This is a genomic window from Sulfurimonas sp. NW9, assembly GCF_051132275.1.
Classification (GTDB): Bacteria; Campylobacterota; Campylobacteria; order Campylobacterales; family Sulfurimonadaceae; genus Sulfurimonas; species Sulfurimonas hydrogeniphila.
Map to the genome: position 1 here is coordinate 889,957 of NZ_CP093236.1, position 13,126 is coordinate 903,082.

Sequence of the window (13,126 nt, forward strand, 5' to 3'; positions counted from 1 at the left end):
AGTTTTCCTTCTTTCTTAGTTGTTTTCTTTTTCTTGGCACTCTTTACAAACGCCATATATCTGCATAGAGTGGTCAGTCATTTTAAAACCGAATTTTTTTGTGATTATATGTTGGCGCTTTTCTATCTCATCATCCAAAAATTCTGTGATTTTTCCACATTCTGTACAGATGAGGTGGTCGTGATGTATTTTTACACCAAGTTCGTATTTTTTTCCCTGTGCTCCAAATGAAAGTGAGGTAACAACCTGGGAGTCTTCAAGAAGCGAAAGTGTTCTGTAAACAGTTGCTATACCTGTTTTTAGTTCCGGGTATTTGTTTTGCAGGAGATGATGTAAATCTTCAGGAGTCAGATGTTCATCCGAATTGTACAGAGTTTCCAATATCACTTCACGCTGAATCGTAAATTTGAGATTATTCTTTTTTAATAATTTTTTGAAATCATTCAGCAGTTCTTCATATTCCATGGTTTTATTGTTGAAGTTTGTCGTTACATGTATCATAATTATTTCTCTTTTATTTGGTTTTTAATAGTGTCAATTTGCTGCAAGGCTGCTGCTGAGATGTTGTCTTCAATTTTTTGTTGCATATCAGCACTGCCCTGTGAGATTGTTGTATTGATATCATTTGAGATATCCGTAGGGTCTATTTTCATAATATATTTTCCTGTTTCGACTAAAACAGGAAAGAGTATACTTGTTTTGAGTGCAGAATCAAGTGTCGTTCTTATTGCCTTGACATTATAAACCGCATAAGCAATAACTGCTGCTATAAGAAAAAACTTGCTTGAACCTACGATAAATCCCAAAATTTTGTCTATCGGACCAAGACCGCTTACTGCGCTTAACTTTTTAAATGCAAACCCTATAAGAACCATTACCAGCCAAAAAAGTGCCAGTGTTACCAGAAAACCTGTAAAACTTATAGCCGATTCGTTTGAAAATTTAAATATCGTATTACTCAGATACAGTCCGACATCATCACCAAATCTGGATGCTACGAATATACCGCCTATGATACCAATGAGTCCGAAAATTTCTTTAAAAAACCCGTTCAGTATTCCTTTTAAACCCAGGAGCAGAATGACAACTCCTACAATAATGTCAAAATAGTTAAATTCCATTTTTCACTTCCATATGCATTTGATTTTTTCCGTTTTGCTTGGATTTGTACAGTGCCTTGTCAGCTCTTTCTATAAGTGTTTCCGCCGTATCGCCAGGATAGTACATTGTCGCACCCAGACTCATGGTTACTTTCAAAGATTTTCCCTGATAAAAGAGTTGATTTGAACTGATAAGCGTTAAAATTCTTCTTGCAATTTTTTGGCAGGTTTGTGCATCTATTCTATTGAGTATAATCAAGAACTCTTCGCCACCGTAACGAAAAACTTTATCACCGTCACGCAATGTTTTTCTTAAAAGTCTGGCAACAAAAATCAGTATTTTATCACCTGCAATATGTCCGTATTTGTCATTGATATGTTTGAAATCATCTATATCCAGAAGAAGTATGTGCAGTTCATACTCTAATTCTTTTTTTGCACAGAGTTTTTGAAGGTATGTATCAAGTGCCCGTCTGTTGAATATTTTTGTCAAAGAATCCAGGTTTGAGCTCTCTTCAAGTTTTTTTACCTGTGTGCTTAACTCTGATATAACCTGATTTGCGCGTTGTACCTCTTTTGCCATGTGATTTTGAATCTCATCAAACTTTTCTTTTATTGAAGGCATATCTATGAGCTGATTTTCATAGCTGTGAATAGTCTCTTCATGAATTTGAGTCAGTTTGGCAAATTTGTTGTTTGTATGTTGATATGATAAAAGTGTTTTATTTGCAATTTCTTTATAAGTGTTGGTGAATGCCAGCTTTGCATGTTCTACTGAGTCTATATCCCCGTCATTTATATTTTGAATAGTCATCACAGCATCCTGCAAATAGGTGATAACCTGTTCCTTGTTAGGCTCTTGTTGTGTGTCAATATTTTCAAGCAGCTCATGATACATTTGAGTTACTAATGATTTTAAGTCACTTTTTGTCATAAATCTCCAAATAAAAATATTCACAATTATACTAATTTAAGCATAAAAAAAGCTTTTCTCATAGCAATTTTAGCTATTTTTTGATAAAATTCCAAAAACAATAATATATAAGGTCTGATAATGAGCACTTGGAGCCCGTCTAGCTGGAGAGAAAAACCGATATTACAACAACCGACATATCCTGATAAAGCAAAACTTGAAGCTGTTTTAAAAGAGTTGAAAAGCTACCCGCCATTGGTATTTGCAGGAGAAGCACGTTCATTGAAAGAACAGTTGGCCAATGTGTCACAGGGAAAGGCTTTTTTACTGCAAGGCGGTGACTGTGCCGAGAGTTTCAGTGAATTTCATGCAGATAATATTCGCGATACTTTTAAAGCCTTGATGCAAATGGCGGTTGTTATGACCTATGCCGGCGGACTTCCTGTTGTAAAAGTAGGACGTCTCGGCGGTCAGTTTGCAAAACCGCGTTCCTCAGATACGGAAACAAAAGGGGATATTACTCTTGACTCTTACCGTGGGGATATTATTAACGGTATAGACTTTGACGAAAAGTCACGTACACCGGATCCGGAACGTATGATAAGAGCCTATAACCAGGCAACGGCTACACAAAATCTGCTCCGTGCTTTTGCATCAGGCGGATTGGCTGACTTGCATCAGGTCAGTAAGTGGAACCTGGATTTTGCCCATAAAAGTGAAGTGGGTGAGAAATACGAAGCATTGGCAGAGGATATAGAAAAATCATTAAAGTTTATGGAAGCCTGTGGTGTAACTTCTAAAACATACAGAACATTGCGTGAAACAGATTTTTTTCACTTCCCATGAAGCACTGCTTTTACCGTATGAAGAGGCTTTTACAAGACAGGATTCTCTTACAGGTGACTGGTATAATACTGCAGCACACATGGTATGGATAGGAGATAGAACACGCCAGCTTGACGGTGCGCATGTTGAGTATATGAAAGGCATTAAAAACCCTATAGGCATTAAAGCAGGACCTACTATGAACCCGGATGATCTGGTACGGTTGGCTCAGGCGGTAAATCCTGAAAATGAAGCAGGGCGTCTCAATATCATTGTGAGAATGGGTGCGAACAAAGTCGGCGAGCATATGCCTGCATTGATTCGTGCTGTTGAGAGAGAGGGACTCAACGTTGTCTGGTCATGTGACCCAATGCACGGAAATACTATAAAATCATCCAACAACTATAAAACACGTCCTGTTGATGCTATATTAACCGAGATGAAACAGTTCTTCCAGGTACATAAGGCTGAGGGTACATTTGCCGGCGGAGTTCATTTGGAGATGACAGGAAAAAATGTTACGGAGTGTATCGGCGGTTCATTTACTGTAACAGAAGAGGATTTAAGTTCTCGTTATCATACACACTGTGACCCGCGTCTTAATGCTGATCAGTCATTAGAGTTGGCATTTTTAATCGCTGATTCTTTACAGGATGCGAATAAATAAGGAGTTTTTCCCTAAGTTGGAACAGTCGGCACGGAAGTGCCGATTCCGAAGAGTCACTGCAGTCTGGGCTGTGCGTCTTTTTTATCATACCTGAAAGATATTTTCTTTTTTTACAGGTATAAAGTCTGCTCCGTAACAGAGTCGCTGTTGCAAACCTCCGCGTGCGCTCAAATCAACTACTACACCCAGATTTTTTGTCTGTATACTTTGTGTAATCGTCTCATAGATTTCAAAAGCAATATCTTCGGCAGTAAACTTTTTGTCTCTGAGTGAGGTCAGGTATCTTTTAAAATCACGTAAATCAAAGGTCTCACCACTGCTGGTAAAGTTGATGTAAACAGTTCCTCTGTAAGGCTGTCCGCTGTGTGCCAGAAACAGAAGTTCACGAGACATATACTGTATGCCTGTATTTTCTTTTACATGTAAAGGTGTTAATTGCATATTATCCTACTCTTTGCGGATTGAGATTTCTGTTTAAAAATCTGTGTTTTTCTATCTCTTTGTACTTCTCTTCCTCTTTTGCATAACTGAAAGTCGGATGGATGCTGATATTGCCTCGTGGGTAAAACAGACCTACAACTTCAAGATACTTCGGCTGCATCAAGGCGACCAAATCTTTGCCTATTTTATTGACGACGTCTTCATGAAACTCACCACTGTTGATAAAACTAAAAAGATAGAGTTTGAGTGATTTACTTTCCACCATTTTTACATCAGGAATATAGTTGATAATGAGTGTTCCAAAATCCGGCTGATTTGTTTTAGGGCAAAGTGATGTGAATTCGTCTGCATTGAGTGTCACCCAGTAGTCCATTTCAGGATGAACATTTTCAAAAGTTTCTAAAAGCTCGGGTGCATATTCATATTTGTACTCTGTATGTCCGGCTCCGAGTTGGCTGACCTCTTGGGCGCGTTTTTCTTTATACTCTTGTTCATCCATTGTTAATCTCTTCTTCTTTTTCCTGAATTGTTAAAAGCTCTTCAACTTTTTGCTCATACAACGCTTCCATATCTGCCAACTCTTTGGCAAGTTTGCTCAGACCTGTCTCCTCATAACATTTCGGATCGGATAAACAGGTGTTTTTTTCTTCTATTTTTGCTTCTAGTTCTTCTATCTCGGCCGGAAGTTTTTCCAGGGCTATTTTTTCTTTAAAAGTAAGTTTGAGTGTTTTTGGTTTTTGCGTTACATGTAAACGCGGTTTTTCCTCTTTTTTTGTCGCCTCTTTTTCCATAGTGTTCAGCTCTTGCAGCTCTTTTTCTATCTCCAGATACTCGGAGTATTGCTGATGTGACTCTTCAATGGTTTTATCAGGCTTAAAAATAAAGAGTTTTTTGGCGATTTTGTCAACAAAATATCTGTCATGCGATACAATAATGACGGCACCGGGAAAATTTGTCAACTGTTCTTCCAAAATATTAATCGTAGGAATATCCAGATCATTGGTCGGCTCATCCAAAATGAGGATGTCAACATCCTGTGTAAAAAGCAGAGCAAGGGCAACACGGTTTTTCTCGCCGCCGCTGAGTACACCTATCTTTTTGTCTAAAAATTCACGCGGAAAGAGAAAGTTTTTAAGGTAGCCGTATACATGTAAATCACTGCCTCGTACATTGACACGGTCTCCGCCGTGCGGACAAAAAGTCTCTATGAGGTTTTTGTCATCATCAAGCATCTCTCTGTGCTGGTCAAAATAGCCTACTTTGAATTCTCCGCGTTTTATCTTGCCGCTTGTCGGCTCTATGCGTCCAAGCAGAGCTTTTAGCAGTGTTGATTTTCCACTGCCGTTGGGCCCGACAATGGCGATGACATCTTTTTGGAGTATGCGTGTTGTAAAGCCGTGTAACAGCTCTTTGTCACCGAGTTTGAGAGACAGATCTTCGACTTCAAAAAGCATTTTTTGTTTGTTGACGCTTTTGTCACGGTTAAAATGTTTTGTTTCTCTTTGGAGTTCTACAGACATTTTTCTGATTTTGGCAGGATTTGTTTTCGCCTCTTCGCGCAGTTGCATCAAACGCTCTTTGCGCCCTTCGTTTCGTTTGAGCCTTGCACGCACCCCTCTGGCAAACCACTCGTTTTCTCTTTTTAGAATGCCCAGCAGATTGTCATGCTGCTTTTGCAGGGTTCTTAGGTACTCCTCTTTTTGTGTGAGGTAGTCATTGTATCCGCCCTTGTATTCACGCAAAATGCAGTCTTCGACTTCAACACTCTTTGTCGCAATTCGGTCAATGAAATATCGGTCATGCGAGATAAAAACAAGAGTGAATTTCTCTTTGAGAATCAGCTCTTCTAAAAATTCAACCATGTAAACATCAAGGTGGTTCGTCGGTTCATCAAGAAGCAGGACATCCGGTTTTTGCAAAAGGAGTGAAGCAAGTGCCACACGCCGCTGTTCGCCTCCGCTTAAGAGCATAACAGGCTTGTTTTCATAAGGTTTGAGCTGAAAATGCCCAATGATACGCTCTATTTTATCATCCAGATTCCAGGCATTATGATGTTCAATATAGCGAGAGAGTTTTTCATGTTCTTCCAAAAGCAGTTTGTTTTCAAAATCTTCACTTAAAAGCAGTGAGAGTTCATTATAGCGTTCTTTTGCGGCATTGAGCTCTTTGAGACCTGCTTCAACTGCCTGACGGACAGTGTGGCCTTCTTCAAATGCCGGACGCTGATCCAGCATTTTGATTTCCAAATCATTTTTGATGATACGGCGTCCGCCATCAGGTATGAGTGTCCCGTTGAGTATTTTCATCAAGGTGGATTTTCCACTGCCGTTTTTTCCGATGATGACTATACGCTCACCTGCATCCACATGAAAGTCAACCTCAGTGAGAATTTTTTGTGCCGAATAGTGTTTGCTGATTTTTTGTAGATCAATTAATGCCATAATATAGTTTACTTTTTAATAGAGATAATAGCATTTTGGTCATTAATAAGGGCTTATTTATTTTAATAGATTATAATCTTGTATGTCATAGGAGTAGAATCATGTTACAGGTAATAGCAGAAATAAGAAAAAATGAACATCAGTATATGGAAGTTCTTAAAGAAGAAGGAAAAGAGTTCTTTTACAGAAAAGAGCGATATGGCAGTGAGTTTTCCTTCATTGCAATATATTGTGAATGTAAAATTGCAATAGATTTTAACGAATTAAAAAAGATTAAGAAGTACCGATAAATTTATTACCTTAAATGATAAACTTCATTGTATCATTCAGGATTCTGTGGATGAGGAACATTATATCAAAGCCGCCGAAAATATAAACTACAATCTCTTGCATCTAAACTCAAATAATGACTATTATATAAGTACGATTCACTCTAAAGAATATGAAGCAAAAGATTATGCAAATATGATATATGAACTGTTTTGCAGATTGGAAGATGCTTTAGAGAATAATTTAAAAAATATTGTTGTATATCAAGACTTCGTTATTTAAATTATAATATTATACGGACTCATTTAAAGGATTTTATTTGGGTTTATTTATACATATTCATCTTATTGCTGCCATTGCCTGGATAGGCGGTTCCATATTTATGTTTATTTTGGGTATTACACTGCTTGATAAAGAAAAACAACAACAGGTTTATCCGGTAATAGGGCCTATTTTCGGTTACTTTGAATTGGTTTCCATTGTTGTTTTACTGTTGACCGGTACTGTGATGATTGTAGATAATGGTTTGTACCATATGCTTTGACCCATGATGATAATATTATAGTCCAGGAGTTACGCAAAAAACTCATAATTGTAGCTGTTATAATCGTGGCAACAATAGTTCATTTTTTTATTGCATTTCGCACAAACGGGAAAGAGCGAACGAAAATACAAAATATTTTGTCACGCGGAACTTCCCTGCTCATATTTTTTTTAAATCTTTTTGTTCTGCATTATGCAATTATGATTCGCGCAATGCTTTAATAATCTTTCTCTTTCGGGCATAATTCTTTTGCCGTAAACCATTTTGCTATCCCTTCATCATTATAGTGATATTCTCTTTGAGAAAGAGGGATGACACTGTTTCTCATTTTAGCTCTTACAATGCCAACAACTATAAATGTAATCAACAAAGTAGCGCCTGCTATAAAATAATCATACATGTACCAGACGATAAGAGCAGTAAACACAGGAGTAAACTGCAATAAAAATTTTAGTAAAAAAGCGATGATTTGACATTTTTTTGTCTTTAGAACAGGAGTAGGTTCTATTAAATCTATATAATCATTTTTCATAAAGTTATTATAGCAAAATAAAAATATTATAAACTTGAGTTAAAATGACTAAAGAATATTGATAAAACTTGCAACTATTAACTTTTTTTGGTAAAATACTGTCAAATTTTAAAAAAGGATTACTATTATGGCTAAACATCAATTTCAAACAGAAGCAAATCAGATTTTACAACTTATGATTCATTCACTTTATTCCAACAAGGAGATTTTCCTTCGTGAACTTATTTCCAATGCATCGGATGCACTTGACAAGCTGAATATGCTCGTTTTAACAAATGAAGCATACAAAGGCATAAAGTTTGATCCGAGAATAGATATCAAAAGAGACAAAGAGAAAAAACTTTGACTGTTTCAGATACCGGAATCGGTATGAACGAAGTAGATCTTTTGAATAATCTCGGAACAATTGCAAAATCAGGAACAAAAGCATTCTTGGAGAATCTGACAGGGGATCAAAAAGTAGACTCTAACCTGATTGGTCAGTTTGGTGTCGGTTTTTATGCTGCATTTATGGTGGCTGACAGCGTTGAGGTCATCACGAAAAAAGCAGGGAAGAGCAGGCTTACAAATGGACGAGTACCGGAAATGGTGAATTTGAAGTAGAAGCAGCAACAAAAGAGGGACACGGAACAGAAATTATTCTTCATTTAAAAGAGGGTGAAGAGGAGTTTTTGGAAGAGTATCGCATAGAGGCTGTTGTAAAAAAATACTCCAACCATATTCCGTTCCCGATTTTTATGGACAAAGAGAAGCATATTCCGGCTGTTACCGATGATGAGGGCAAAGAGACAGAGCCTGCACGCACTGAAATAGAAAATGTACAAATTAACTCTGCAAATGCACTCTGGACGATTGCCAAAAGTGAATTAAAAGATGAAGACTATAAAGCTTTTTATGAAACACTTGCACACTCAAACGAAGAACCGTTAAAATGGATGCATCATAAAGCAGAGGGTGCTATAGAGTACACGACACTCTTTTATATCCCAAGCAAGGCACCGATGGATATTTACAGAGTTGATTATCAGCCTGGTATCAAACTCTATATTAACCGTGTCTTTATTACAGATGATGACAAAGAGTTAATGCCTACATACCTGCGTTTCTTACGCGGTGTGATTGATTCAAAAGATTTACCGTTAAATGTAAGTCGTGAAATTTTACAGTCAAATCCGGTGATGGCAAAAATCAAAAACGCTTCGGTGAAAAAAGTGCTTTCCGAACTTGCTAAAATGATGAAAAAAGAGCCTGAAAAATATGACACATTCTATAAAGAGTTTGGAAATGTACTTAAAGAAGGACTTTACAATGATTTTGCCAACAGAGAAAAGATTTTAGAATTACTCAAGTTCCATACGTTAAATTCTGATGAAATGACGACTATCGAAGAGTTTGTGAAAAATGTCGATGAAGAGAAAAAAGAGATTTATTATCTTGCGAACAAAGGCTCTGTTGACATGCTCAAACACTCTCCTGTGCTCGAAAAATTCAAGGCGCGCGGTATCGATGTGCTTCTCTTAAATGAAGAGGTAGATACTATCATTTTCCCGATGGTGACAGAATATAAAGAGTATAAACTTATTCCTGCATCAGATGCGAAATTTGAAGAGAGTGAAGAAGAGAAAAAAGCAAAAAAGAACTTGAAAAAGAGTTTGAAGGCCTTGCAAAAGAGTTTAAAGAGACACTGGGTGAAGCTATAAAAGAAGTTGAAGTGACAACGGAGTTGACAGAATCTCCTGTTGCTTTAAAAACAGACAAAGAAGACCCTTCTTACATGATGGCACAGATGATGAAACAGATGGGACAGGGCGGTGAAGTGCCTGAGCCGGCACCTATTTTACAAATCAATCCTAAACATGAATTGATTGCAAAATTAAAAGATTCGAGTGATCAGAATCTGATTGAAGATGCAGCGCATGTATTGTTTGATCAGGCAAAACTCTTTGATGGCAGAGAACTTGATGATACTGCAGATTTTGCAATGAGACTCAACAGAATTATAGCAAAAGCATTATAACTTTTTTGGATGAGTGCAATCGTAGCACTCCTCCAAACTCTCTTCTTTTATTTTTCTTTTTTATCTGTTTCACACAAATTATATGATATCTTATGATTATGTTAAAAAAATTAAAATTCTTTTTAAAACCATCGGACAGACAATCTGTTGATCAACTGCTGCATGAAGCCAAACGGGTATGCACTTTACTGGGAACAGGGGTATTGCGTGATTTGGAAATTGACGGTTACCGGTATGATATTTCGATTGCCGTACGCGAATTAGGATTAGACACAGAGTTGGTCTCTCAACTGGTTGATGATTATGTTGCTCAGGTAATCAAGGCAATTGTGCAGTTTGAGAGTTATTTGGCTGCACTTCAGGATTCACAGGACAATCATGACAATTTGGATTACACCCCATTGAGAGAATTGGCACATAAAAATCTCGGTGTCGCAAGAAATTTACGCATAAAAGATGCAGAAATACTTCTTTATGAATTAATGAAAAAAGACAACCTGGACTATTTGCTTGCCTGTCTGGAGGCTTTAAAGGTTTGCGCCATCAAACTGAGTCCAAAGTGTGCTTATGATACACTCAAGCTTATTGAAGTGAAAAGTTCTTTATAAATAAAGGGCGTCTTTGACATAGTTATCTGTTTTTTAAGGAATGAGAAATCTGTTCAAGTTTCCCTTTTGGCTTGATGGATATTTTTTCTTCTTTTTTGTGTATGGGCAAGGCAAATGCCAAAAGTATAAATATAAATGAGAAAACAATTGCGCTTAAAGCAGTAAGGACAAGTTTAAGCTTAAAATCTTTCATATTGTTCCTTTAGGAGTTTTCTTTTTGCTCATTCGTCATATAAATCCAAAACTCTTTGTGTGTATATCCTTTGTTGAGAAAAAAGAGCTGTAAAATTGTAACTCTGTAAAGAGTAACAAGCATTTTTGCATAAGGAATAAAAAGACTTAAGCGTATGAGTAATGGCTGTTCTTTGTCTCCTTTGGATTCTATCATCTCTTTCATGCCGATATTGTTACTTAAATATATTCCAAACATAATTGAAAATACAAAATTCAAGATAAGACCAAAAATTATATAAGCCATGAAGTTCTGTTCGTACATACCTGCTATCATCTGAAAAACATCCTAATATTTTATCTGTCAAAAACATTTTAGCTAAAAACAATTAGTGTTTAGTTTAAGTGATGAAATTAAGTCACCAAAAAGTAACAATTGTGCAGTAATTTAAAAATAAAGTTTTTTCAACAACTTTATTTAAACATCTTTATACTATACTAAGCCCACAAATTATGAATAAAGGGTAATTTTATGGAAGCAAACCTCATTATGGAGGGAGTTAAATTTATGTTTTTAGGAATGGGAACAGTGTTCGTATTTTTAATTATAATGATTCTTTCAGTCAATCTGATGTCATTGATAATACATAAATTTTTTCCTGAACCACAGGCAGCTGAAGAGACTGTTTCTGGGAATGCAACACAGCAACAACAAGACAAAAAAAAGATAATTGCAGCAATAACAGCTGCAATTGCACACCATAAACAAGGTTAAGGATTATAATGGCTAAGAAATTTATAGATGTAATGGATACAACTTTCAGGGATGGTTTCCAGTCAGTATTTGGCGGACGTGTATTGATGGAAGATTTTTTTCCGGCAGTAGAAGCCGCAAAAATGGCAGGGATTAACCACTTTGAATTTGGTGGGGGAGCAAGATTTCAATCATTATACTTTTATTTGAGAGAAGATGCATTTGAAATGATGGACAAGTTCCGTAAAATTGTAGGTCCGGATGCAAATTTGCAGACACTTGCCCGCGGAGTAAATACTGTAATGCTGGATACCGGTTCAAAAGAACTGATAGACCTGCATGCAAAAATGTTTAAAAAACACGGAACAACGACAATCCGTAACTTTGATGCACTCAATGATGTGGAAAACCTGAAGTATTCTGCTGAAAGAATCAAACATCACGGCTTGAAACATGAAGCGGTTGTCACTATGATGGACTTACCACCGGGATGTCACGGTGCTCATAATGTCGAGTTTTATGAAAAAACACTTCGTGATATTCTGGACAGCGGTCTTCCGTTTGACAGTATCTGTTTTAAAGATGCAAGCGGGACATCAAATCCTCAAAAAGTTTTTGAGACCATTACAATGGCAAGAAAACTTTTAGGAGAAGATACACACATACGTCTGCATACACATGAGACTGCCGGTGTTTCTGTAGCTGCTTATATGGCTGCGCTTGAGGCGGGTGTTGACGGTATAGATATGGCGGCTTCTCCTGTAAGCGGTGGAACATCTCAGCCTGATATTTTGACAATGCTTCATGCAACAAAGGGAATGAATTATGACCTTGGCGGACTTGAACTTGGTAAAATTCTTACTTATGAGAAAGAGTTACAGTCATGTCTGAGTGATTATTTTATGCCTCCTGAAGCGACAATGGTTTCTCCGATTATTCCATTTTCACCAATGCCTGGCGGTGCTTTGACTGCAAATACGCAAATGATGCGCGACAACGGCATCATGGATAAATTCCCGGATGTTATCGCGGCAATGCAGGAAGTAGTAGAAAAAGGCGGTTACGGTACATCGGTAACGCCGGTTTCTCAGTTTTATTTCCAACAGGCGCTTAACAATGTAATGCAGGGACCATGGAAAGCCATTGCCCCTGGTTACGGAAAAATGGTTTTAGGATACTTCGGAAAAACTCCGGTTGAACCGGATCCGGAAATTGTTAAAATTGCTTCAGAGCAGTTAAAACTTGAGCCGACAACAAAAAAAGCACTTGATTTGGCAGATGCAGATCCTGCAAAATCTTTAGAGAACTGGATTAACAGACTTAAAGAAGAAGGTATAGAAATAACAGAAGAAAATATTTTTATAGCGGCTGCATGCCAGGAAAAAGGAATCACTTTCCTTAAAGGTGAAGGTGAGTTAAACGTTCGTACAAATATCAGAAATGAAAAAAGAAACAGAAAAAGATTGTGAAGGAAGTTCAATGGGAAGCGGAAATTATACAGTAGTAGTAGATGGTCAAAAGTTTAGTGTTCAAGTAGCAGAGGGTGATGCAGATATTCAGGTAACAGCAGTAAATGGTGAGAGCACTGCTCCATCAACAACTTCGGCAGCACCTGCTGTGTCAGGAAATGATGTAGAAATCAAAGCACTTCTTCCGGGTAATGTTTGGAAAATTGTCGCAAATCCGGGTCAAAGTGTTAACGAAGGTGACGTAATCATGATTTTAGAATCTATGAAAATGGAAATAGATGTTGTGGCGCCTCGCGGTGGTGTTATTAAGTCTATTAATGTAGCTACAAACGATAAAGTTGTAGAAGGTCAAGTCGTAGCAGTATTAGGATAAG

General features: G+C 37.3%; 15 protein-coding genes and 3 pseudogenes. 9 read left to right on the forward strand and 9 right to left on the reverse strand.

The genetic code is table 11. The annotated features are described in order from the left end of the window. Nucleotides 1–15: 15 nt before the first annotated feature. The 3 genes from MLC44_RS05115 to MLC44_RS05125 are packed head-to-tail and all read right to left on the reverse strand — an operon-like array spanning nucleotide 16 to nucleotide 2,034. Nucleotides 16–501 (reverse strand): Fur family transcriptional regulator, encoded by a 486-nt coding sequence (locus MLC44_RS05115; protein ID WP_151900631.1) that lies wholly within the window; start codon nucleotides 499–501, stop codon nucleotides 16–18. 2 nt (nucleotides 502–503) lie between these two features. Next, complete coding sequence (locus MLC44_RS05120) at nucleotides 504–1,121, reverse strand: CvpA family protein (protein WP_151900630.1); 618 nt, start codon at nucleotides 1,119–1,121, stop codon at nucleotides 504–506. Continuing rightward, nucleotides 1,111–2,034: a GGDEF domain-containing protein gene (locus tag MLC44_RS05125; protein ID WP_151900629.1), complete on the reverse strand. Its 924-nt coding sequence runs from the start codon at nucleotides 2,032–2,034 to the stop codon at nucleotides 1,111–1,113. Before MLC44_RS05125 ends, MLC44_RS05120 begins: the two co-directional genes overlap by 11 nt. A gap of 120 nt (nucleotides 2,035–2,154) precedes the next feature. Here MLC44_RS05125 and MLC44_RS05130 point away from each other — a divergent pair. Then, a pseudogene (locus tag MLC44_RS05130) lies at nucleotides 2,155–3,505 on the forward strand (class II 3-deoxy-7-phosphoheptulonate synthase). Nucleotides 3,506–3,589: 84 nt separating this feature from the next. On the opposite strand, the gene MLC44_RS05135 reads toward MLC44_RS05130, so the two are convergent. From MLC44_RS05135 to MLC44_RS05145, 3 genes are read right to left on the reverse strand one after another with little or no spacing between them, the layout of a single operon-like run. After that, nucleotides 3,590–3,946 (reverse strand): hypothetical protein, encoded by a 357-nt coding sequence (locus tag MLC44_RS05135; RefSeq protein WP_434658711.1) that lies wholly within the window; start codon nucleotides 3,944–3,946, stop codon nucleotides 3,590–3,592. A gap of 1 nt (nucleotide 3,947) precedes the next feature. Further along, on the reverse strand, nucleotides 3,948–4,445 hold the full coding sequence (gene queF, locus MLC44_RS05140) for a preQ(1) synthase (protein ID WP_434658713.1): 498 nt from the start codon (nucleotides 4,443–4,445) through the stop codon (nucleotides 3,948–3,950). Beyond that, nucleotides 4,438–6,387, reverse strand: a complete 1,950-nt coding sequence (locus MLC44_RS05145) for an ABC-F family ATP-binding cassette domain-containing protein (protein WP_434581432.1) — start codon at nucleotides 6,385–6,387, stop codon at nucleotides 4,438–4,440. The genes queF and MLC44_RS05145 overlap by 8 nt, the downstream gene beginning before the upstream one ends. Before the next feature lie 101 nt (nucleotides 6,388–6,488). Here MLC44_RS05145 and MLC44_RS05150 point away from each other — a divergent pair, with 101 nt between their 5' ends. The 4 genes from MLC44_RS05150 to MLC44_RS05165 are packed head-to-tail and all read left to right on the forward strand — an operon-like array spanning nucleotide 6,489 to nucleotide 7,422. Then, nucleotides 6,489–6,677: a hypothetical protein gene (locus MLC44_RS05150; protein ID WP_434658714.1), complete on the forward strand. Its 189-nt coding sequence runs from the start codon at nucleotides 6,489–6,491 to the stop codon at nucleotides 6,675–6,677. A gap of 46 nt (nucleotides 6,678–6,723) precedes the next feature. Beyond that, on the forward strand, nucleotides 6,724–6,939 hold the full coding sequence (locus tag MLC44_RS05155) for a hypothetical protein (protein WP_434658716.1): 216 nt from the start codon (nucleotides 6,724–6,726) through the stop codon (nucleotides 6,937–6,939). A 37-nt stretch (nucleotides 6,940–6,976) separates the two neighbouring features. After that, nucleotides 6,977–7,201: a hypothetical protein gene (locus tag MLC44_RS05160; RefSeq protein WP_434658717.1), complete on the forward strand. Its 225-nt coding sequence runs from the start codon at nucleotides 6,977–6,979 to the stop codon at nucleotides 7,199–7,201. Next, nucleotides 7,198–7,422 carry a hypothetical protein gene (locus tag MLC44_RS05165; RefSeq protein WP_434658719.1) on the forward strand — a complete coding sequence of 75 codons (225 nt, stop codon included), beginning with the start codon at nucleotides 7,198–7,200 and terminating at the stop codon, nucleotides 7,420–7,422. Before MLC44_RS05160 ends, MLC44_RS05165 begins: the two co-directional genes overlap by 4 nt. On the opposite strand, the gene MLC44_RS05170 is transcribed toward MLC44_RS05165, so the two are convergent. Beyond that, nucleotides 7,419–7,733, reverse strand: a complete 315-nt coding sequence (locus tag MLC44_RS05170) for a hypothetical protein (RefSeq protein WP_346388599.1) — start codon at nucleotides 7,731–7,733, stop codon at nucleotides 7,419–7,421. The two genes, MLC44_RS05165 and MLC44_RS05170, sit on opposite strands and share 4 nt — an antisense overlap. A 127-nt stretch (nucleotides 7,734–7,860) precedes the next feature. On the opposite strand from MLC44_RS05170, the pseudogene htpG reads away from it, so the two are divergent. Next, nucleotides 7,861–9,750 (forward strand): annotated as a pseudogene (htpG, locus tag MLC44_RS05175) (molecular chaperone HtpG). Between the two features lie 98 nt (nucleotides 9,751–9,848). Next, complete coding sequence (locus tag MLC44_RS05180; protein WP_434658720.1) at nucleotides 9,849–10,358, forward strand: hypothetical protein; 510 nt, start codon at nucleotides 9,849–9,851, stop codon at nucleotides 10,356–10,358. A 22-nt stretch (nucleotides 10,359–10,380) separates the two neighbouring features. Here MLC44_RS05180 and MLC44_RS05185 read toward each other — a convergent pair whose 3' ends face one another. After that, nucleotides 10,381–10,551: a hypothetical protein gene (locus MLC44_RS05185; RefSeq protein WP_188109962.1), complete on the reverse strand. Its 171-nt coding sequence runs from the start codon at nucleotides 10,549–10,551 to the stop codon at nucleotides 10,381–10,383. 9 nt (nucleotides 10,552–10,560) lie between these two features. After that, nucleotides 10,561–10,866, reverse strand: a complete 306-nt coding sequence (locus tag MLC44_RS05190; RefSeq protein ID WP_151900619.1) for a hypothetical protein — start codon at nucleotides 10,864–10,866, stop codon at nucleotides 10,561–10,563. Between the two features lie 195 nt (nucleotides 10,867–11,061). Between MLC44_RS05190 and MLC44_RS05195 the strand changes: the two genes are divergently transcribed. Both MLC44_RS05195 and MLC44_RS05200 read left to right on the forward strand, forming a co-directional pair. Further along, nucleotides 11,062–11,304, forward strand: a complete 243-nt coding sequence (locus MLC44_RS05195) for an OadG family protein (RefSeq protein WP_193151606.1) — start codon at nucleotides 11,062–11,064, stop codon at nucleotides 11,302–11,304. Between the two features lie 8 nt (nucleotides 11,305–11,312). Further along, a pseudogene (locus MLC44_RS05200) lies at nucleotides 11,313–13,125 on the forward strand (biotin/lipoyl-containing protein). Nucleotide 13,126: the final 1 nt, after the last annotated feature.

Bases quoted from the DNA above. Each gene is read 5' to 3' on its own strand.
- MLC44_RS05115 (WP_151900631.1), bottom strand. From the start codon at position 501: ATGATACATGTAACGACAAACTTCAACAATAAAACCATGGAATATGAA.
- MLC44_RS05120 (WP_151900630.1), bottom strand. From the start codon at position 1,121: ATGGAATTTAACTATTTTGACATTATTGTAGGAGTTGTCATTCTGCTC.
- MLC44_RS05125 (WP_151900629.1), bottom strand. From the start codon at position 2,034: ATGACAAAAAGTGACTTAAAATCATTAGTAACTCAAATGTATCATGAG.
- MLC44_RS05135 (WP_434658711.1), bottom strand. From the start codon at position 3,946: ATGCAATTAACACCTTTACATGTAAAAGAAAATACAGGCATACAGTAT.
- queF (WP_434658713.1), bottom strand. From the start codon at position 4,445: ATGGATGAACAAGAGTATAAAGAAAAACGCGCCCAAGAGGTCAGCCAA.
- MLC44_RS05145 (WP_434581432.1), bottom strand. From the start codon at position 6,387: ATGGCATTAATTGATCTACAAAAAATCAGCAAACACTATTCGGCACAA.
- MLC44_RS05150 (WP_434658714.1), top strand. From the start codon at position 6,489: ATGTTACAGGTAATAGCAGAAATAAGAAAAAATGAACATCAGTATATG.
- MLC44_RS05170 (WP_346388599.1), bottom strand. From the start codon at position 7,733: ATGAAAAATGATTATATAGATTTAATAGAACCTACTCCTGTTCTAAAG.
- MLC44_RS05180 (WP_434658720.1), top strand. From the start codon at position 9,849: ATGTTAAAAAAATTAAAATTCTTTTTAAAACCATCGGACAGACAATCT.
- MLC44_RS05185 (WP_188109962.1), bottom strand. From the start codon at position 10,551: ATGAAAGATTTTAAGCTTAAACTTGTCCTTACTGCTTTAAGCGCAATT.
- MLC44_RS05190 (WP_151900619.1), bottom strand. From the start codon at position 10,866: ATGATAGCAGGTATGTACGAACAGAACTTCATGGCTTATATAATTTTT.
- MLC44_RS05195 (WP_193151606.1), top strand. From the start codon at position 11,062: ATGGAAGCAAACCTCATTATGGAGGGAGTTAAATTTATGTTTTTAGGA.